The following is a 20755-nucleotide window of genomic DNA, read 5'->3' as shown; positions in this document are numbered from 1 at the left end:
TTGGCTCCGGTTTTTTGTGTGACAGTTGTGTGATAATCGCGGTGATAACATTACATCAAGATAAAACAAATCAAACAAACCATTCAAACACCGCAAAGAAAGGGAGAACAAATTATGAAGAAGATTATCACATTGGCATCGGCAATTATCGCATCTGTAGTTATTGCATTACCGATCATTCCACCAATGACAGCACTGGCAGCATCATCTGTAACAGACAAGATAGTTAAGACAGTAGCTCCTATGAAGGATACAGGAGTAGCCTCCGGAGTCACAAAAATGCAGGCTCTTGACATAGCATTAAAGCATGCAGGCTATGAAATGGATGACACACTCTATACAAAAGTTAAAAAAGACTATGATGATGGCATGGAAGTTTACGAAGTAGAATTCAGAGTTGGATTCGTTGAGTATAACTATAATATTGAAGTAGCTTCCGGTCAGATCATAGACTTTGAAATAGATGATTGAGAAAATCTCAACACTACTTAAATTTACGGAATTACCATACACTTCTTAATCATAATTTTTCTCTCTCTTAAGGAAGCAGGGAGCACCTGATTGGTGCTCTCTGTTTCTGCTTGGGCATGATATTTTATCATTGGGGTAACATCTAAATTACGTTTGTGATAAAATGATATATAGATAATGCTTTGCAAAATGTCGGAGGCGTTAAGTGGAAAGATATAAATATGACAACACGACATTCAAAATATTGGAGAGCACCAGTGTACCTTACGCAGTCTATCAGTATTTAGACAAGCGTCTGGTGACGATTCTCTTATCTCAGGGTTTCCTTGATTTTTATGGCTATGAGAATAAACAGGATACCTATGACCTTATGGATAACGACATGTTCAGGGATATTCATCCGGATGATGTGGCGTTTATTGCTGATGCTACTCATAGTTTTTTAGAGGATAATGCGCCCTTTGATGTTATCTACAGATCCAAGATTCATGAGGAATACAGGATAATTCATGTCAATGGAAGGCATATCTACAAAGAAGACGGCACAAGACTGGAAATGTGCTGGTACACAGATCATGGTCCGTTTATAGAGAATGCGGAATTTGAAAGCGATGGAGGACTCTCCACAGCACTCAGTATTGCCATAATGGACAGGACCGCAAACAGGACTCTGAGCTATGACTATCTGACCGGCTTTCCTTCAATGACCAATTTCTTTGAGCTTGCAAATGCAGGCTGTAAGGGAATGAGGGAAAAAGGCAGGATACCTGCTATTCTGTTCCTTGATTTCAACGGAATGAAGAGCTATAACCAGAAATACGGAATGGAGGAAGGAGACCGTTTTCTGGTTGCTTTTTCAAAGATTCTCATAAAGCATTTCAGCAATCAGAACTGCAGCAGATTCAGCGCAGATCATTTCTGCGTCTTCACTGATTCCGAAGGAGTCGGAGAAATCTGTGAATCTATAATCGAAGAGTCCAAAAATATCAACGGCGGCAAGAGCATGCCTCTCAGAGTCGGCGTCTATTACTATGACAGTGATGATGTCACGATCAGTGCGGCCTGTGACAGAGCAAAGCTTGCCTGCGATTCCGACAAAAAAACCTTTGATGGCCACGTATACTATTTTGACAAATCAATGGTGGCTCAGCTCGAGAAAGAAAGGTATATTGTTGAGAATCTGGACAGGGCTCTTGAAGAGGAGTGGATTCAGATATATCATCAGCCGATATTCAGGGCTGCCAATGACCATGTGTGTAATGAAGAAGCTCTTGCCAGATGGATAGATCCCGAAAGAGGAACTTTCAGTCCCGATGAGTTTATTCCCGTACTTGAGGAGGCCAACAGCATTTATAAACTCGATCTTTATATGGTCGACAAAGTTCTGGAAAAGCTGCAGGGACAAATGGGGCATGGAGTATTTGTTGTGCCCGAGTCTGTAAACTTCTCAAGATCAGATTTCTATACCTGTGATCTTGTTGAGGAGATTAGAAGACGTGTTGATCAGTCAAAGCTTGGCAGAGACAAGCTGATCATAGAGATAACAGAGAGCGCCATTGCTGATGATATCGACTATATGGCTCAGCAGGTGGCGAGATTTAAGGAACTTGGTTTTACGGTATGGATGGATGACTACGGAAGCGGATATTCATCCCCTGTTGTTTTGCAGAAGATTCCCTTTGATCTCATTAAGATAGATATGCTTTTTGTCAGTCAGATCGGTGAGACAAAGAGCAGTAAGATCATAATCACAGAAATTGTAAGAATGGCTATGGCTCTTGGAATGGAAACCATTGCTGAGGGTGTTGAGAATGAAGAGCAGATGGATTTCCTAAAGGAAGTAGGATGTACCAAACTTCAGGGATTCTATTTTGCAAAGCCTCTTTCTATGAAGGAAATACTTGATAAGAGACTGACTATCGATGCTGAGATGTTTGAAAATCCTGCAGAAACGGATTACTACGTTCAGATAGGTAATGTCAACCTGTATGATCTTTCGATATCAAGGTTCGATGATGATACGCTTTCCAACTACTTCGATACAATGCCAATGGTTTTGATGGAAGTGGATGATAAAACCATGTCCATTATCCGTTGTAATCAATCCTTCAGGGAGTTTTTTGAAAAAGCATTCCCGGGACGCCTTTCAAGAAAACAGTTTAAGATAGGCGAATACACCGGATTTCCGGGAGGCTATACATTAAAATCGATAGTTCAATGTGCGCGGGACGGTCGCAGGAACTTCATTGACGATATAAGTGCAAACGGCATGAGTATTCAGATGTTCATGAGAAGAATTGCAGTAAATCCCATAACGGATGTGGCGGCAGTAGCGCTTGTCATTTTGTCAATTACTGACAATTCCAAGAGTAATGCAGGACTCACATATAATTATATAGCAAGAGCCCTGACGGAGGACTATGTAAACCTGTACTTTGCAAACATAGAATCAGGAGAATTTACCGAATATACACCTGACGGCCTCAACCGCGAAGTTACTGTCGAAAGACACGGTAGTAACTTCTTTGAAGAGTGCAAAAAAGATGCTGTGGATAAGATCTTTAAGGATGATCTTGATGAGTTCTTCAGGGTTTTCAATAAAGAAAACATCGTAAATAGCCTTGATACAAACGGCAGCTTTACGCATACCTACAGAATCGTGACAGATGATAATCCCGTTTACGTCAACATGAAAATAGTTCCTGTCAGAGACAGAAGAAACGAGATCATAATAGGCATAAACAATGTTGATGCTCAGATGAAGCAAAAAGAGGCAATGGAAAAGCTCAGGGAAGAGAGCCTTATTTATTCCAGGATCAGTGCTCTTTCCGGAGATTACATGGCTATTTATATTATTGACCCTGTTAGCGAAGACTTCTCTCTTTACAGTTCAAAAGAGTATTATGATACGCTGGGTACTTCTGCACAGGGAACAGACTTTTTTGCAGAGACAATTAAAGCCGGAGAAAGAGTGATATTCAAGGATGATTATCCGGTTTTCTGCAGCAGACTTCAGAAAGAAATTGTATTAAAGCGCATAGAGGAAGATGGAATTTTTACTTTGAATTATCGGCTTGTGCTGGATAAAAAGCCTGTATATGTACAGATCAGAGCAAATCTGATCCATGAAAACTCAGAAGATAAGATCATCATGGGCCTTTTAAATGTCGACCGTGAGACAAGGAAAGAACAGGAATACAATTTCAATCTTATGGCAGCAAGAGAAGAGGCGAATATTGATGAGCTTACAGGCGTTAAGAACAAGCATGCCTACGCGGATATGGAACAGAGTATAGACAAAGAAATCTCCCAGGGGGCATGTCCTGAATTTGCAATTGCGGTATTCGATCTCAATGACCTTAAACTCATAAATGATACAAAAGGCCATCAGGCCGGTGACAGGTACATCAAGGATGGCTGTAAGATCATTTGCAAGACCTTCACTCACAGCCCGGTATTCAGACTCGGAGGCGATGAGTTTGTAGTTGTTGTTGACGGAGAGGATTATGAGAATCTCGATGAAAAAATGGAAAAGATTGAGAAGATCAACCGGAAGAACAAAGCAAACGGAAAGGTTGTGATCGCAGCCGGAGCCGCCAGGTACAGGAGGGATAAGAAGGTATCCACCGTATTTGAAAGAGCGGACAAGAACATGTACAAGAATAAAGCGGACCTGAAAAAGTAAACAGAACTGATACAAAAAAGCAGCCGATCATTTCGACTGCTTTTTGATCTTATACATCTGTTCATCTGCATAGTTTATTGCTTTGTTCAGGTCAAGTTCGTTGTCAAACTTTGTGACGTATACTCCGATGCTGGCGGAGACCACAATGCCAAGTCTTTCGGTATCCTTTTTCAGGCCCTCGTCAATGCCTGCCTTTATCCTGTCAGGATCACAGGGACCAAGTATCAGAGCAACCATTTCGTCGCCGCCGTGCCTAAGACACAGTGCATCTTCAGGACAGTTTTCTTTTAATCTTGTTGCCACAGCCTTGATCGCTTCGTCACCCGCTGAGTGTCCAAAGTTATCGTTTATCTTTTTCAGGCCGTTTAAGTCGGCCATGATAACAGTGACGTCCTTTCCAATGTTGGAAGGATCTTCTTTGAGATCCTCATATTTGGAGTAGAACGCAAGCCTCGTATAAAGACCTGTAAGAGCATCGTTTTGGTACATACGCTGGATCTTATCTCTGATAAAGAGCTGGTAGCGCATGTTTATATAACTTCCAAGACCCATGCTGATGGTGCTGGTAAGAGAGGCGGTCTTGGAGTAATCGATCATCTCATATCCGGTAAAAGAGTAGCATATAAAGCCAGGAGACTTTCTCATATATTCAAGGGCATTGAATATCAGAGGATAACCCTTTTCAAGCAGCTCATCCAGGTGAGGTACTACGCAATCCATATCAAAAGGCGTTACCCTGTCTTCATCGATATAGGAGTCATAGATAAGAACCTTTTTATCGGTATCGGTGTCCTCGAGGAAATAGTTGATTTCCTCGTTCAGGCAGGCAGCGTCCAGTACAATGCACATGTTGTTTGAAATTGGGCTGCGCAGGTAATCAAGGCAGTCCTCAAGCGATTCGCTGCTGATGATCCTTGATGTGAAGTCCTGCATGATATGTTGATCATCCTGATGATGATAGAATCTGTTGTTAAAGCTGTGCACTGCAGAGATGGCGCTGGGAGCGCAACGCGGACAACCGCAGGACTCATTTGGGAGAAATTCCGGAATGACATCTATGTGCCGCACAGGTTTGCCTTCAAAAGCATCTTTTACAGCTTCTATGACGGCTTTTGCCAGATCCACGCTGCTGCATTTGGCCGTAGTGACACCCGGAGTTGCAAGAGAGGCTTCATCAAGCCCGTCAAAACCTGTGACCATGACTTCTCCCGGAACCATTTTCATGTGGGTAGTCAGGACATCGCAGACATTGATGGCCATGATGTCGTTTGCACAGATGATCGCATCGGGAAGGACGTCTCTTTTCAAAATCTCCTCCGTTGCTGCACGCGAAGGAATAGACCAGAAATCTCCGTAGCTGAGCATCGAATCGTCATAGGGGATGTTATTATCGGCAAGAACTTCCTTGAAAACTTCAAATCGCTCAATGGAATACTTATTGTTTCTCTTACCTGCCATGAAATGCGGACGGATCGATCTGTGGTCCTCAATGACGTGTCTTACAACAGTTTCAAATCCTGTCCTGTAGTCAAAGTTTACGGTATATACATCTTCGTACTCGCCGTCTACGACTATGACGGGAATATCAGCTTTTTTGGCATTTCCTATGATCTTAAGAACAGTCTCCCGGCTCTTTATCTTCTCATCCATGATCACGACCAGATCTACTTTGTCAAAGGGGATAAGGTCATATACTGAAGTCTCTGCAAGGAAACCGCATCTGTTGCCAATCTCAGCGTTTATGGCATAGACAAACAGACCGGCGTCAAGCTTCTTTAAAAGGTCATTGAACTCCGTTATAAAGGTAAAAACCTGGGAATCATGTATTCTATATGTGCATAAAGCAACTATTTTTTTGCCGTTTATCATGACAATTACCTCTGATAAAAATTATAACACAAAAAGCGCAGAGTAAGATTTCTCTACGCTTTAGTGTAATAGTTTTTATCATGATCTGAGCATAAATTTTCTGACCAGGTTTATACCGATCTTGTAGGGAAGAGGACGTATAACTCTGTCAGCTTCCTTAAGTTTTTCCCTGATAGGAATGCTCTGAGGGCAGTGCTGTTCACACTTTCCGCAACCGATACACTGAGTTGCAAATGCAGGATCTTTTTTCAGTCCGACATACTGGGCATATTCGAATCTGGCGGCTGATTTGCCCTCTACTGTGGTCATGTTGTAGCTCCTGAACAGCGCCGGGATGTCAACGCCTCTTGGACATGGCATACAGTATCTGCATCCGGTACAGCCGACAAGTTCGGTCTCAGAGATTATCTGTTTTACCTTGTCTATAACTTCAAAATCTTTTTCGGTAAAAGAGTCTGCTTTTGCCGAAGATGCGATCCTGCAGTTTTCCTCTACCATATCGATTGAATTCATTCCTGAAAGAACACAAGTTACTTCCTTCTGATTCCAAAGCCAGCGAAGGCCGTATTCTGCAGGAGTGTAACCGTTGTCCTGGGAAGCTATAAGCTCTTTTGCCTTCTCGGGAAGCTGGTTTACAAGCTTACCTCCGCGAAGAGGTTCCATGATGACAACAGGGATATTCTTCTCTGCTGCATGCAAAAGACCCTTTCTGCCGGCCTGTGTGTGTTCATCAACATAATTGTACTGAATCTGGCAGAAGTCCCAGTCGTATGCATCAAGGATTCCTATGAAATCCTCTGTGTTTCCGTGGTAAGAAAAGCCTATGTTCCTGATCTGGCCTGATGCCTTCTTCTCGGCCACCCACTCTCTGATACCGACGTTCTCAAGCTTGTCCCACTGGTTCATGGCAGTCATGTGGTGCATGAGATAGTAGTCAACATGGTCGGTGCGAAGGCGCCTGAGCTCCTCATCAAAATACTTATCCAGTGCAGCTCTGCTCCCTACAAGATACTGCGGAAGCTTGGTTGCAATATTTACCTTGTCTCTTATGCCGTTTCTCTCAAGAATCTCGCCAAGGGCTGCTTCACTTCCCGAATAAACATAGGCAGTATCATAATAATTGACGCCGGCGTTATAAGCCGCCATTATCTCTTTTTCTGCCTTATCAATGTCAATGCCGCCACCCTTGGTGGTGAATCTCATACAGCCGTAGCCCAGTATTGATATGGGCTCTCCGGTTTTGCTCTGCCTGTACTCCATAACCTGAATTCCTTCCTGAATTATCAAACATAAACGTGCCGAGATGTGTACAATATAATTGCACAAAATATATGAATCATTATATAATATTAACCGGTCATATTCAAGGTGATAATCATGGCAGTATGACAAAAAATAGAAGCGTATTTATATGCAAATTGATATGATAAAATATTATATACAGTAGCCCTTTAACTGCGGAAAGGACAGATAAAAGGAGAATGACTATGAGTATTGATCTGAGCAAGATGCCAAAGCTTGGCTTTGGACTTATGAGACTGCCTGAAAATGACGGTGTTATCGATCATGAGCAGGTATGCAGAATGGTAGACAAGTATCTGGAGGCAGGGCTGACCTATTTTGATACTGCTTATGTTTACCACGGAGGAAAGAGTGAAGTTGAGGCGAGAGAAGCTCTCGTTAAGCGTCATCCCAGGGACAGCTTTACACTGGCAACCAAGCTTCCTGCATGGGAGATCAAGAAGGAAGATGATGTCGAGAGAATCTTTAACGAGCAGCTCGAGAGAGCCGGAGTAGATTATTTTGACTTCTATCTGCTTCACTCCATCGAGGAAGGAAACAACTACGATACTTACGTTAAGTACAACTGCTTTGAGTGGGGTGTTAAGAAAAGAGAAGAGGGCAAGATAAAGCACTTCGGATTCTCGTTCCACGGAAGCCCTGAGCTTCTTACAGAGATTGTTGATAATCACCCTGAGATTGAGTTCGTACAGATCCAGTACAACTATCTGGACAGAACAAATCCTGTTGTAAGGAGTCAGGAGCTCTATGAGATCCTCCGTGCAAGAAACATTCCTATGGTCATCATGGAGCCTGTCAAGGGCGGAGCTCTTGCAAAGATGGTACCTGAGGCAGAGGCAATGTTTAAGGCAAAGAGACCTGATAAATCAGTAGCTTCCTGGGCTCTCAGGTTCGTAGCTTCCCAGCCGGGGATCATGACTATCCTTTCAGGTATGTCAGATGAGGCACAGATGGAGGATAACTTAAATACCTTTAAAAACTTCGAGCCTCTTACAGATGAGGAAACAGCTGTAGTAAATGAAGTTACTGCAAAGCTCCTTGAGGTTCCTCAGATCGGATGTACAGCCTGCAAGTACTGCACTCCCGGATGCCCTATGCAGATCAGCATTCCTGATGTATTCAGGACTATCAACACGCTGCGCCGTACTCCGGATGACTGGAGATCCAAGAACTTCTATTCAGGACTTATCCAGAGAAGCGGTAAGGCATCAGATTGTATTGCCTGCGGACAGTGCGAGGGAGTATGTCCTCAGCATCTTCCTATCATAGATCTTATGAAGGAAGCCGCAGAAATACTGGGTGAGTAAACAATTAATGCATATAAAGCGGAGAAGGTCTTGCGGCCTTCTCCATTTTAGTGCTTTAAAGTATAGAAATTTCACCGCAGTGGTTATATAATTGTTTTCATATAGTATATAAGGGGGAGAAATAATATGTTTGTAAACAGCTTCTGGTCACTTCTGCCGGCGATCATTGCCATCGCTCTGGCTCTCATCACCAAAGAGGTTTATTCATCTCTTTTTATCGGAATTGTTGTCGGAGGAATGCTCTATTCGGGCTTTTCATTCACCGGCACAATCGAGCACGTCTTTGTAGACGGTATGATCACCCAGCTCTCCGACAGCTGGAATGTGGGTATTCTCATATTCCTTGTGGTTCTCGGAAGTATGGTAATGCTTATGAACCGTGCAGGAGGCAGCGCAGCCTTCGGAAAATGGGCGGTTGAGCACGTTAAGACCAAGGCGGGTGCTCAGATTGCCACAATTCTTCTCGGTGTTCTCATCTTTATCGACGATTACTTCAACTGCCTCACAGTAGGATCGGTTATGAGGCCTCTCACAGACAAACACAAGATTTCAAGAGAAAAGCTCGCGTACCTCATTGACGCAACAGCAGCTCCTGTCTGCATCATCGCACCTATCTCATCATGGGCGGCAGCAGTTACAGGCTTCGTTGACGGGGCAAATGGACTTACTCTTTTCGTAAGGGCTATTCCCTACAATTTCTATGCGCTCTTAACAATTGCAATGATGTTTACGCTTACTCTTGCTGACTTTGACTTTGGTCCAATGAAGAAGGTAGAGAGAGATTCGCTTAAAGAGCTTAAGGAAATGGCAGAAGGCAAGGAGCCGAGTTCAAGTATGACAGGAGCTACAGATCAGCCTCATCCACCGGTTTCTTCAAAGGGTAAGGTTATACACCTTGTACTTCCGATCATCACACTTATTATCTGCTGTGTTATCGGAATGATCTATACCGGCGGTTTCTTTGACGGTGAGAATTTCGTTGATGCTTTCTCAAATTCAGATGCTTCTGTCGGACTGGTTTACGGTTCGGTAGTAGCTCTTTTGATAACAGTTATATTCTATCTGGCAACCAGAGTCCTGAGCTTCTCGGAGTGCATGAATGCCATACCGGAAGGCTTTAAGAGCATGGTTCCCGCTATTCTGGTTCTTACATTCGCATGGACACTGAAGACAATGACAGATTCTCTTGGTGCCAAGGACTATGTTGCCGGAATGGTACAGAATGTAGCTGGTAACGGAGCGTTTATGAACCTTCTTCCGGCTATCGTATTTGTGGTTGGTGCATTCCTTGCATTTGCAACAGGTACTTCCTGGGGAACTTTTGGAATACTGATACCTATCGTTGTTAATGTTTTTGGCGGAGATATGAACAATGAGCTTATGATCATTGCGATTTCAGCATGTATGGCAGGCGCTGTCTGCGGAGATCACTGCTCACCGATTTCCGATACAACGATCATGGCAAGTGCCGGTGCTCAGTGCAATCATATCAGCCACGTTTCAACGCAGCTTCCTTATGCGCTTACAGCAGCTGTGGTTTCCATGGTGGCATACGTATTTGCCGGATTTATCAGGAACTGGCTTATATGCCTGCCTATAGGTATTGCACTTATGGTTGTAACACTTCTTGCGATCAAAAAGGCTGATGTTTAGGAGTCTGTAAATGGTCAGGATAGATCTGATAACAGGTTTTCTCGGATCAGGGAAAACGACATTTATTAAGGAATATGCAAGGTATCTCATTGAAAAGGGTGAGAGGATATGCATCATTGAAAACGACTACGGAGCCGTGAACATCGATATGGTGATGCTTCAGGACCTTCTGGGGGATAACTGTAATCTGGAGATGATTGTTGGCGGAGACGGTAAGGAAGCTCACAGGAGGCGCTTTCGCACCAAGCTGATATCCATGGGAATGAGCGGATACGACAGGGTTCTGATCGAACCTTCGGGTATTTATGATGTAGACGAGTTCTTTGATGTCCTTTACGATGAGCCGCTGGACAGGTGGTATGAGATAGGCAACGTCATTTCACTGGTGGATGCCACGGCGGTGTCTGATCTTGGTGATTTCGAGAGATATATATTTATGTCCGAGGTTGCCTGTGCCGGGAAGCTTGTCTTTTCCAAAATGTCTGAAGATGATGATCCTGTCAGGATCCTTGGCACAGTCAATAGGATCATGGAAGAGTTTGGAGGCAAGAGTTTTGATGCGGCAAAAGACATTGTGGCAAAGCCTTTAAGCGATCTGACCAAGGCAGATTTTGATGTGCTTAACAGCTGCGGATACCGGCATGCGTCCTATGTTAAGCTGCCGATTGAGGACAAGCAGTTTACACCTCTTTTTTATTTCGATGTTAAGATGCCGCTTGATAAGTTAAAAGAGATATCGAAAGGTCTTTTGGCAGATAAGAGAGCAGGGCATGTCATCAGGATCAAGGGCTTTGTACAGATTTCAGATGATGCTCAGACGGAGCTCAATGCCACTGAAAAAGAGATAAAGCTGAGCCCCATAGTAAGTAGCAGAAATGTTCTTATCATTATTGGGGAAGGTCTGGATAAGGAATACATTAACAGTATTTTCAAGGATTACTGTTCAGTAGTGTCATTATAAGAAATACGGATAGACAAATGGGAGTCTTTGCCTGGCAAAGACTCCCATTTTATGAGGGTTGTGTTATGTGGAGTGTGTAGTGAAAAGCTAATTAAAGTGCCTCATCAAGCATTTTAGCAAGTGCTGCCTGAGACATTGCTCCTGTTGAGCTGTTTACAACTTCACCGTTTTTGAAAACCATGAAGCTGGGGATTGACATTACACCGTACTTGCCGGCAATAGCGTTGTTTTCATCAACGTTGAGCTTGCCAATCTTGATCTTGCCGTCGTATGCTTCTGCCATCTTCTCGACAACAGGCATCATCATCTTGCAAGGTCCGCACCAGTCAGCGTAGAAATCTACGAGAACAGGTGTATCACTGCCAAGTACTTCTGTATCGAAATTTTCTTCTGTAAATCTATATTCCATTTTGATAACCTCCTAAATTACTGTGTGTTGTTAGTGGTTTTTGTTTCGTTGTGATGTAAATGTAACACACAACAATTAAATTGTCAACAATTAAATTGCAAATAATTTTAAAAATGTTATAATAGGGTTGTAACCGCCGATGAATCAAGGAGGTAACCAATATGATAAGAGTATTTCATACAGGATACGAAGAGATAAAAGAACCTGATGTTTACAGAGGACGCAAGAATGCCGATCTTGGACAGGGATTTTATACAACAGATAACAGTGAGTTTGCAAACAGATGGGCCAGAGAAAAGAACGGATCTGATACCGTGGTAAACACATATGAGCTGGACCTTGACGAACTGAAGGTAAAACGCCTTGAAAGAAATGAAGAATGGTTTAGATATGTCTTTTCCAACAGAAGATCCATGCCTGATAAATTCAGCGAGTATGATGTGGTAATCGGTCCTATTGCCAACGATACAATATTTAATACTCTGGGAATCATTACCAGCGGATATTTAGCTGATGATGAGGCAATGAAGCTTTTATGTATCGGACCCTGCTATCAGCAGATTACTTTAAAGACAAAGAAGGCAGTAGAGAATTTAAAGTTTGTATCTTCGAGAATCCTTGAAAAAGCTGAGCTTTTAAGCAATAAAAAGATAATTGAGGCTGAACAAGAGCAGTACCTAAGCGAATTTGCGAAGGTGATGGAGGAATTAAGTTAGTGTAATTCGCAAAATTAGGGGTTCTATTTATAGCAATCTCTTGTATAATCAAGTTTATAAAAAATAAACTTGTGTTATGAAAGGGGAAAATACATGGAAGATATGGCAGTACTTGCAGCACTTGGAGGATTTTTAATGGTTCTTTTTCTGATCCTGATTGCTCTTTATCTTGTGGATGCTATTGCAAGATACAAGTACCTTAAGGTTCGTAATTATCCAAATCCTTGGATGGGATTCATTCCGATTGCAAACGTATATGCTTGCGTAGAAGCTACTTACGGACCTGTAAATTACATCAACCTTTACGGTTGGAGAGCACCGGCAGTACTTTTAAAACTCTGGGGAATAGTTACATATGTTTTAACTGTAGTATGTAATCAGATTCCATATGTTGGTGGATTTCTTTCTTTAGTAGTTACAATCATCAATATAGCAGTTCTGGTGCAGATATTCAGAGATATGATGGAGAGACTTGATGATCCTCAGACTGTAGGATTTGCAGTTCTTGCCAACATTATCAGCATCATCGCCAGCATCAAGCTCCTTACTACAGCCGGAAACAGAGCACCCGGATCACAGGATTGGCAGACAGATCCAAGAGTGCTTGAGTCACAGAAAGTAATTGACGGACCGCTTAGCTTCATGAACGGATCAAACGGTGGAGCACAGGCAGGCTACACATATACAGCACCTCAGAATCCTGTAGCACCTGAAGCACCTGTAGAGCCTGCAGCACCTGCAGAATTTACACCAGCTGCACCTGAAACTCCTGTTCAGGGATTCACAGCAGATGAGGCACCTGTAGCACCGGAAGCTCCGGAAGCACCGGAAGCACCCGTTGCACCTGAGGCACCTGCAGCTCCTGAGCTGAACTTCACAACAGACGATACAAATCAGCAGTAATCGGCTGCAAATATGAATTATGGGAGCGTGACACCAATCGGTGCCACGCTCTTTTTTGCAATTATTAATGTATTAGCAGTCGTTAAGTTTGATATAATATAGGTGTTAACGCAAGTGGGAGGCGACTGTCATGGAACAGGATGTAAAAAAGATAACCAATCAGATGGCTTTTGTGGGAATTCTGGGGAATGTGTTTTTGGCGGTGTTTAAGCTGATAGCCGGAATTGTCGGCCATTCTACGGCCATGATCTCTGACTTTGTACATACGCTTTCCGATGTTTTTGCTACATTCATTGCGTATATCGGGGTTATCCTTTCAAGAAAAAAGGCGGACGATAAGCACCCTTACGGTCACGAGAGAATAGAGTGCGTGGCTTCGCTGATCCTGTCATTTATACTTTTTGCAACAGGTATTGAAATAGGGAAAAAATGTCTTGGAGCTATAGTGGATGGAAGCTACAGGCAGTTCGCTACGCCCGGAATGCTGGCTGTTATAGCAGCTGTCGTTTCCATTGCCACCAAAGAAGCTATGTACTGGTACACCATGTACTATGCAAAAAAATTAAAGTCCAGTGCCTTCAAAGCTGACGCATGGCATCATCGTTCCGATGCACTTTCCTCAATAGGAGCACTTATAGGTATTGTAGGAGCAAGACATGGATTCCCGGTTCTTGATCAGGTGGCGGGTATTGTGATCTGTCTTATGATCATGTGGGTGGCCATAGAGATATTCCGCGGAGCAGTGGACAAGATGCTTGATACATCGGCGGACAGGGAAATTGAGACGCAGATAAGGGATTTGGTTTATAACTTCTCAAGGGATGAGAAACTGGGAGTCGGAGTAGATCTTCTCAGAACCAGGACTTTCGGAGAGAGAGTATATGTTGAGATGGAGATCAATGCGGACGGGAATATGACTCTGCAGCAGTCTCATGATATTGCCGAGAGAGTCCATGACAAGATAGAAGAAGAATTCCCTGATGTTAAACATGTTATGATCCATGTAAATCCTACGGGCTATAAGCATCACTCAGATGAGAATCGATAAAGGAGTTTACTTTATGCCAAGAAAGTATAGTAATGATGATCTGTTTATATCGGATTCCGGAGTGACAACCTCCAAAAAGCGAATGCATATCTCGCTTTTTGTGTTTGTTTGCAGGTTACTTAGCGTAATTTTGGCTATTCTTGGAATTTTTTGCTTTTGGAAAGGAACTTTTTAAACTCACACCATATACTTTTGCAGCGGAGGCCTATGGAAGCGATTAAGAGAAGAACGTATGAAGTAATTGAAGTATCAAGTATAGGTGATGCGTCCAGCAGAGCCTATGATGTTTTGATGACGACGACGGTTATTGTCGGTCTTGTTCCGCTTACTTTAAAGACTGATAACTTCTACACTACGATCATTGAAATAATGACTGCTGTGATCCTGTTCATAGATTACTGCGCTAGGGTTTACACGGCTGATTATAAAATGGGATATAAGAGCATAAAAGCTTATATCGCTTATATTTTTACGCCTCTTGCAATCTTTGACCTTCTGTCAATAATCCCGGTCATTTACCTGATCTTCCCGATAGCATCATTGAGACTTTTAAAGCTCTTCAGGATATTCCGCGTGCTTAAGCTGATCAGATATTCCAAGACAATGATCGTCATAGCAAATGTCCTCAGAAAAGTAAAAACACAGCTCCTGGCTGTGCTTATACTCATAACAATCTATATTTTTGTTTCGGCAATGCTGATATTCCAGCTGGAACCGGATCTTTTCGATGGATTTTTTGATGCTCTTTACTGGGCTACGATTTCCATAACCACCATTGGCTATGGAGATATTTATCCAACAACTGATATAGGCCGCTTTATAACTATGATATCAGCACTGATGGGAGTGGCTGTAATAGCACTCCCATCAGGTATGATCACTGCTGCTTATATGAACGAGATTAGTAAAAAGAAATCCAAGTATGAACTCTGATTCTGTCAGAGGAGTCTGTTTGCTACTCTGTGCTCTGCCTTACCTGTCTGGTAGAAGTGTGTAAAGAGTGCATCTCCGTTGGTTCCGAATGCGTTCTGAAGATCAGGGTAGTTCATGTAGTAATCGTATGCATTGAACTCACCGTTGTTGTTTGCGTACCACTTAAGTGGTGCTGCCATATCTGCTTTCTGTGCGTAGGTAGGATCGATATTCTGTACGTAAACTTCGATGCAATCGTAAAGGCTCTTGTCGTCTACCTGTTTGTCATCAACGTAGAAGTAGAAGAATACGTTCTTTTCCTGCTCATCAGGACCGATATGAAGAACTACGCGCTGTGAACCTGATTTCTCAGAACATTCAATATATGTCTTGCTGCTGGTGTGGCTGCCAACGTATGCGTCGTAGTTGTAGGTTGCTCTCATTCCGAGGTCGATTGAACTTCCGGCATTAACTGATACACAGCACTGCTCGAAATCGAAGTATTCCGGAATCTCACTGTATGCCAGTGACTTGAAATTAAAAGCTGTAATGCTAAGAGCGATAATAAATACTGTTGCGATTATTCTTTCAATCTGTTTTCTCATAATGAACACCTCCATACTTTCATAATTTTTATTATTGGTAACGTCTTTGTTTTTCTCTCTTGTTTGATTCTGATTAAACTATACTCCCCTGTTTATCACAAAATTATCACACTTAAAATTGCGGTTCTTCATTGCGACATTATGATTTTGTGATATATTCTTTTAGGAAAAGATTTTGCTGACCATAAGGTCGGTATATGGGGGAGAGGGAAATATAATGATCAACCACTTTAATGCCTTTATTTCTTACAAGCATGCTGATCTGGATAATAAGATAGCTGCGTCTATTGTGAGAGACCTGGAGCACTTTCATATTCCGAAGAAGATACAGAAGGCAACAGGAGTTAAAAAGATAGAAAGAATATTCAGGGACAAGGATGAGCTGCCTATTACAAGTGATCTTAATGACACTATTTCTATGGCGCTTCATAACGCTGATTATCTTATAGTAATATGTTCAACAAATACCAAGTATTCTACATGGGTAGAAAAAGAGATCGAGGTATTTCTGCAGAACCATTCCATGAACCAGATTCTTACGGTTCTGGCCGATGGTGAACCATATGAAGTTATTCCAAAGATTCTTTTGACAGGAAAAAAAGAAGTTGTGGATGAAAACGGTGAAGGGCACGTTGTGGAAATGCCCTTTGAGCCGCTGTCCTGCGACTACAGGCTTCCTTACAGGAGAGCCAAGGCTGAGGAGCTTCCCCGTATGGCGGCCGCTATCATCGGCTGTTCTTATGATGAGCTGATCAACAGGCGCCGTCAGTACAAGATGAGGAGGCTTACTGCCATCACTACAGGTATTATGGCGCTTTCTGTGGGCTTTGCAGGCTACATGTTCTATAGCAATACCCTTATTCAGAAGAACTATCTGGAATCCCTTAAGAACCAGTCCAGAAACCTGGCTAATCAGTCCACACAGCTGCTTGAGGATGACAGATGCCTTGATGCGATGCAGCTGGCGCTGGAGGCCCTTCCTAAGGATGAGACTGATGAAAGACCTGTTACTCCGGAGGCGATAAAGGCCATAACTTTGGCATCCAGGGCCTATGAGACTATTACCGGCAGTAATGTTTCGGCTGTATGGAACTACAAGATGCCCAATCATGTCAGTGAGTTCAGTCTTTCTCCCAAGACAACATATCTTGTGGGGCTGGATCAGAGCGGCGTAGTCATCGGATGGGATACCAAGACTCATAAGCAGGTACTTTACCAGGATAACTACGGCGATGATACTCAGAAGTTTTTCTTTTACGGGGATGACAGGCTCCTTATTCTGTGCACTCATAAGCTTTCAGCCTATGACCTGGTTACGGGAAGAGAGATCTGGACCCTTGAGGACAAAGATTACGACATTCTCTATACAAAAGAGATATTCCCTTATGGGGATGAAACAATCCTTCTGGTCGGAAGCCGTGGAAATGTGGATATTGTTTCCATGCAAAACGGCCGTGTTAAGGATAGCTTTATGATAGATGATGTGGAAGCCAGAGAAGGCTATTCCTTCCTTACAAACTTTGCCATTTCAGAGGACAAAAAACATATCGCCTGTGTCCTGGAGGATCGCGGCGATTTTACAACAACAGATTACTACCTGCTGGAGTATGACATTGAAACCGGGACACTCAGTATGAAAGAGGATGTCATAAACGGATGGATCGCTGCTCTTAAATATGTGGGAGATAAGATATTCATCGCCTGCAATGATGAGGGCAATGATGGCAGCGTTAAGGGATATGACTTCCACTATATCACCGAGAATAAGGTCTATATCAAGTGTATCTCATCAGGGGATCTGAACCTGTTGTGGGATTCCGAATTCACATACTCAGATGTGCCTGAAAAGACAGATTTCCTGGCTCTTTCTGATGACAAAGTAGCATTCTATAAAGCAGATACCTGTGAGATCTGGAATATAGAGACCGGTGAAGTACAGGGTGTGTACGGAGTCAATGATATTATCGTTGATGTCAGCGATGTGGACCGAGACGGCGTTCCCATGTTCATAACCAATAAAGGAGCCACCGGAATGCCTGCTGATACAGAAGAAAAAACCGCGGTGTCACTGATAACAAGATTCCAGGACAACATCGTGGATGCATGTGTGGGTAATGGTGTTTATACCCGTGGCTATCTCAGCAGCGAGATAATCTTCTACAACTCGAATGTTCACGATGAGGAATGGACTCCCATTGAAGATGTCCCTGCTTTCAGCACAGCCTCCAACTACTACATGGATGAGAAGGTCCTTGCCATCATCAATAAGGAGAATGATGGGTCAAAGGCAATCCTGATAGATCCAAAGGACAAGAAAGTTCTTGGAGAAGTTTCTTTAAGCGACAGTATCATGCCCTCCAAATACAGGCTCCTTGGAACCTTTGAGGAAAAGCTCTATCTGGCGCTTTGTGACAACAGATGCCTTGAGATCATAACCATTGATCTTGGGACACTTAAGATGGAGCACGAGGTTATAAACAATGACTTCTCCGGCTATGATCCGGTATGCGCCATGGGCGGTGGAAATCTTGTCTACTATGACATGGTGAGCTTTGAGCAGTACTATGTTGTTAAAAGAAATCTTGCTACCGGAGAGGAAACGAGAGTAGATTTTGAAGGCGACATAAATAACTTGTTCTACTTTGCAGACCAGGATCGCGCTTATCTTGTGGCAGATCAGTCCTATTCACTCTCCATTAAGACAGATATTCTGATAAACTTCGCAGACGGATCAATGACAGAAATTGAGATGCCTGAGGACTGGGGAAAGACCACTTTCTGTGCCATGGATAAAAAAGGTGAGAGACTTGCCATCACCAACAATGTTTCAGTAAGACTTTTAAGCGCTGGAAATGAGAATCTTGGGGAGGCGTCCTGCCATAACGTAGAGCCTCTTGCCATGAGCTTTTTTGAGGAAGATGGAAAAGATCTGTTGCTGGTAGCCTACGCGGATGGAACCCTCTACAGATATGATGCGAAAAACCTGCAGTTTGTAGGAAAGAGCGATCTGACAGTTTATTCAACAGCATCTATGTATGAATCGTCCATCGACTATGATTCTGCTTCAGGTTATCTCTATGTACAGTGCGGAAATCTGATGGATATTATTGAGACCAATACCTGGATAGAGCTTACAAGAGTTGTATCCTGCTTTGGACATGAAAAGACAACTGATACCTTCATAACTGCCAGTTATGAAAGTTCATCCAATGAGGCAACAGCGGGCTACTTCAGACACTATACGGTTGACGATCTGATCCGCAAGACCAAAGATTATCTTCAGGGCGAAGAGATGTCTGAGGACCAGAAGTCAATGTATGGTATAGATGGTTAAGACGTTTTTTTATAGAGACTATCAAACAGTCTTGCTTTGATAATGTAGATATCGTGGGGATCATCGGCTCTGCAGGCGATGTAATCCCCTACATTACCAAGGAAATAGTTTTCGTTATCAAAGGCGGTAAATACCTTCACACTCTTTGTAACAGGCTTCGCATATATCTTTGTTGAATCTGTGGTGCCTGCTGTTTTTACAAATTTAAGAAGGTTTCTTTTTTCGCTGGTATACAGGTCTTTCACGCAGGGAGGATACTCAAAGGTATTGATATAGGGAGTATCCTTTCTGATGTAACTCTTAAACAGTTTATCCTCATGAATGGGATAGACCTCACCTTCGATTCCGATCATGATGTACAGGTCTTCTTCAACCGTAACATCTATATCACCTTCCAGAGTTCTTATAAATACAGGCCTTCCCACAGGGAAGATATCTGAAAGCTTTGCATATCCCCTGTCATGAGGGATTTTTTCATATAACTGCATATCAGATGTATCAAGAGTGGCGGAGCTTGCATATATTGTGTCAAAACTCTCAAAGTAATCCCGCATCCTTTTATTAAAGACTTCTTCTGCGGACTGATTTCCTATATTTTCGGGGCGAATAGAGCCGCCGGCTTTATAGATGTGACCGCCTCCACCGCCGATTCCGTCCGCTATAAAAGCAGCCAGCTCGTTTGCGTGAACTTCTTTGGTGCAGCTTCTTACAGAGAATTTGATCTCTTCATGTCTCTCATAGTAAGCAAGGCAGATATCAACACCTGCCGTCTCCAGAGAGAAATCACTCATTACACCCAGAATATTCGGGTCACAGGGCTCGGCCTTGATTATCATATATTGTCTGTCACTGAAATACTCATAGCCGAGAATGGCTTTTCCTGTTATCTTAAGTTCTTCCAGAGAAATATTGGAGTTGGTCATTTTTACGATCAGACCTTTGTCCACATATAGCTCATCTCGCATGTCTTTGTCCAGAGGATGAGAGATTTCCGACATTTTTCCTGTGTCTGTATAAAGACCGTAGTACAGGGCGGTAGACAGATCCCTGTTGGAGCTTATCAGCTCTTTCCCCTCTTCGGAGTCATGACAGATCATGTCCCAAACAACAGTAGAGGCGCTTCCTATGTTGCTGCGAACCTCTGAGAGAGCAGGGAGATCCACTGTTTTCTGGTGATGGTCGATTATGGCAATATTTTTGGCCCTGGTAGTTGTTACGTTTCGCTGTCCGTACTGGCAATCTACAGTAATAAGCAGCTCGGGTTCCTCATCAAAGTCAGGTTCATAGCTGATGGGAATATTGAGCTCTTCAAGCATGATCATCAGATTGCTCTTCTGGATCTTATTATTGCCTCTGTAAATAAATCTGACGTCTTTTCCCTTGGACTTAAAATATGTATAAAGACCAAATCCTGATGCCAGAGCGTCCGCATCCGGATTATCATGGCACTGGATGACTATTTCGTTGAATGAGCTTAAATCTTTTAATTTCATGTGTTCTATCCTTTTTTCATGGTTAAAGTAAAGTAGATTTTAACACATCAAACCAACCATTGCCACAACCTTCAAGATTTGCTATTA

Annotated in this window: 15 protein-coding genes; 10 read left to right on the top strand and 5 right to left on the bottom strand. The window is 42.9% G+C overall.

The annotated features are described in order from the left end of the window. Positions 1–114 precede the first annotated feature (114 nt). Entirely contained in the window at positions 115–471 is a 357-nt protein-coding gene (locus G590_RS0102945; protein ID WP_022764182.1) for a PepSY domain-containing protein, read from the top strand. Positions 472–676: 205 nt separating this feature from the next. Next, positions 677–4156, top strand: a complete 3480-nt coding sequence (locus G590_RS20370) for a sensor domain-containing diguanylate cyclase (protein ID WP_026493881.1) — start codon at positions 677–679, stop codon at positions 4154–4156. 27 nt (positions 4157–4183) lie between these two features. On the opposite strand, the gene G590_RS20365 is transcribed toward G590_RS20370, so the two are convergent. Both G590_RS20365 and G590_RS0102930 read right to left on the bottom strand, forming a co-directional pair. Further along, on the bottom strand, positions 4184–6025 hold the full coding sequence (locus G590_RS20365) for a GGDEF domain-containing protein (RefSeq protein WP_022764181.1): 1842 nt from the start codon (positions 6023–6025) through the stop codon (positions 4184–4186). A 78-nt stretch (positions 6026–6103) separates the two neighbouring features. Further along, a complete protein-coding gene (locus tag G590_RS0102930; protein ID WP_022764180.1) occupies positions 6104–7285 on the bottom strand; it encodes an aldo/keto reductase in 1182 nt (393 codons plus the stop codon). A gap of 227 nt (positions 7286–7512) precedes the next feature. On the opposite strand from G590_RS0102930, the gene G590_RS0102925 reads away from it, so the two are divergent. The 3 genes from G590_RS0102925 to G590_RS0102915 all read left to right on the top strand — a co-directional run bounded on the left by G590_RS0102925 (position 7513) and on the right by G590_RS0102915 (position 11248). Then, positions 7513–8634: an aldo/keto reductase gene (locus G590_RS0102925; protein ID WP_026493880.1), complete on the top strand. Its 1122-nt coding sequence runs from the start codon at positions 7513–7515 to the stop codon at positions 8632–8634. A gap of 126 nt (positions 8635–8760) precedes the next feature. Beyond that, a complete protein-coding gene (locus G590_RS18200; protein ID WP_022764178.1) occupies positions 8761–10287 on the top strand; it encodes a Na+/H+ antiporter NhaC family protein in 1527 nt (508 codons plus the stop codon). A 10-nt stretch (positions 10288–10297) separates the two neighbouring features. Further along, entirely contained in the window at positions 10298–11248 is a 951-nt protein-coding gene (locus G590_RS0102915) for a GTP-binding protein (protein ID WP_022764177.1), read from the top strand. 91 nt (positions 11249–11339) lie between these two features. Here G590_RS0102915 and trxA read toward each other — a convergent pair whose 3' ends face one another. Continuing rightward, positions 11340–11657, bottom strand: coding sequence for a thioredoxin (gene trxA, locus G590_RS0102910; protein ID WP_022764176.1), 318 nt, complete (start codon positions 11655–11657; stop codon positions 11340–11342). A gap of 161 nt (positions 11658–11818) precedes the next feature. Between trxA and G590_RS0102905 the strand changes: the two genes are divergently transcribed. From G590_RS0102905 to G590_RS0102890, 4 genes are all read left to right on the top strand, one after another. Then, positions 11819–12373 (top strand): DUF3990 domain-containing protein, encoded by a 555-nt coding sequence (locus G590_RS0102905; protein WP_022764175.1) that lies wholly within the window; start codon positions 11819–11821, stop codon positions 12371–12373. A 93-nt stretch (positions 12374–12466) separates the two neighbouring features. Continuing rightward, a complete protein-coding gene (locus G590_RS21265) occupies positions 12467–13276 on the top strand; it encodes a hypothetical protein (RefSeq protein ID WP_022764174.1) in 810 nt (269 codons plus the stop codon). A 130-nt stretch (positions 13277–13406) separates the two neighbouring features. Further along, positions 13407–14324, top strand: a complete 918-nt coding sequence (locus tag G590_RS0102895; protein WP_022764173.1) for a cation diffusion facilitator family transporter — start codon at positions 13407–13409, stop codon at positions 14322–14324. Between the two features lie 207 nt (positions 14325–14531). Then, the gene (locus G590_RS0102890) at positions 14532–15257 is read left to right on the top strand and encodes an ion transporter (RefSeq protein ID WP_022764172.1); all 726 of its coding nucleotides are present in this window, start codon (positions 14532–14534) and stop codon (positions 15255–15257) included. A 5-nt stretch (positions 15258–15262) separates the two neighbouring features. On the opposite strand, the gene G590_RS0102885 is transcribed toward G590_RS0102890, so the two are convergent. After that, complete coding sequence (locus G590_RS0102885; RefSeq protein ID WP_022764171.1) at positions 15263–15841, bottom strand: hypothetical protein; 579 nt, start codon at positions 15839–15841, stop codon at positions 15263–15265. A 217-nt stretch (positions 15842–16058) separates the two neighbouring features. Here G590_RS0102885 and G590_RS0102880 point away from each other — a divergent pair, with 217 nt between their 5' ends. After that, on the top strand, positions 16059–19175 hold the full coding sequence (locus tag G590_RS0102880) for a toll/interleukin-1 receptor domain-containing protein (RefSeq protein ID WP_022764170.1): 3117 nt from the start codon (positions 16059–16061) through the stop codon (positions 19173–19175). Here the strand turns inward: G590_RS0102880 and G590_RS0102875 are convergent. Further along, a complete protein-coding gene (locus G590_RS0102875; protein ID WP_022764169.1) occupies positions 19172–20668 on the bottom strand; it encodes a DHH family phosphoesterase in 1497 nt (498 codons plus the stop codon). The two genes, G590_RS0102880 and G590_RS0102875, sit on opposite strands and share 4 nt — an antisense overlap. Positions 20669–20755: the final 87 nt, after the last annotated feature.

Source organism: Butyrivibrio sp. XPD2006, assembly GCF_000420865.1.
Classification (GTDB): Bacteria; Bacillota; Clostridia; order Lachnospirales; family Lachnospiraceae; genus Butyrivibrio.
This window is presented reverse-complemented; position numbering and strand designations above follow the sequence as displayed.

Excerpts from the sequence above, each read along its gene's own strand:
- G590_RS0102945 (WP_022764182.1), top strand. The coding sequence starts at position 115 with ATGAAGAAGATTATCACATTGGCATCGGCAATTATCGCATCTGTAGTT.
- G590_RS20365 (WP_022764181.1), bottom strand. The coding sequence starts at position 6,025 with ATGATAAACGGCAAAAAAATAGTTGCTTTATGCACATATAGAATACAT.
- G590_RS0102930 (WP_022764180.1), bottom strand. The coding sequence starts at position 7,285 with ATGGAGTACAGGCAGAGCAAAACCGGAGAGCCCATATCAATACTGGGC.
- G590_RS0102925 (WP_026493880.1), top strand. The coding sequence starts at position 7,513 with ATGAGTATTGATCTGAGCAAGATGCCAAAGCTTGGCTTTGGACTTATG.
- G590_RS18200 (WP_022764178.1), top strand. The coding sequence starts at position 8,761 with ATGTTTGTAAACAGCTTCTGGTCACTTCTGCCGGCGATCATTGCCATC.
- G590_RS0102915 (WP_022764177.1), top strand. The coding sequence starts at position 10,298 with ATGGTCAGGATAGATCTGATAACAGGTTTTCTCGGATCAGGGAAAACG.
- trxA (WP_022764176.1), bottom strand. The coding sequence starts at position 11,657 with ATGGAATATAGATTTACAGAAGAAAATTTCGATACAGAAGTACTTGGC.
- G590_RS0102905 (WP_022764175.1), top strand. The coding sequence starts at position 11,819 with ATGATAAGAGTATTTCATACAGGATACGAAGAGATAAAAGAACCTGAT.
- G590_RS21265 (WP_022764174.1), top strand. The coding sequence starts at position 12,467 with ATGGAAGATATGGCAGTACTTGCAGCACTTGGAGGATTTTTAATGGTT.
- G590_RS0102895 (WP_022764173.1), top strand. The coding sequence starts at position 13,407 with ATGGAACAGGATGTAAAAAAGATAACCAATCAGATGGCTTTTGTGGGA.
- G590_RS0102890 (WP_022764172.1), top strand. The coding sequence starts at position 14,532 with ATGGAAGCGATTAAGAGAAGAACGTATGAAGTAATTGAAGTATCAAGT.
- G590_RS0102885 (WP_022764171.1), bottom strand. The coding sequence starts at position 15,841 with ATGAGAAAACAGATTGAAAGAATAATCGCAACAGTATTTATTATCGCT.
- G590_RS0102880 (WP_022764170.1), top strand. The coding sequence starts at position 16,059 with ATGATCAACCACTTTAATGCCTTTATTTCTTACAAGCATGCTGATCTG.
- G590_RS0102875 (WP_022764169.1), bottom strand. The coding sequence starts at position 20,668 with ATGAAATTAAAAGATTTAAGCTCATTCAACGAAATAGTCATCCAGTGC.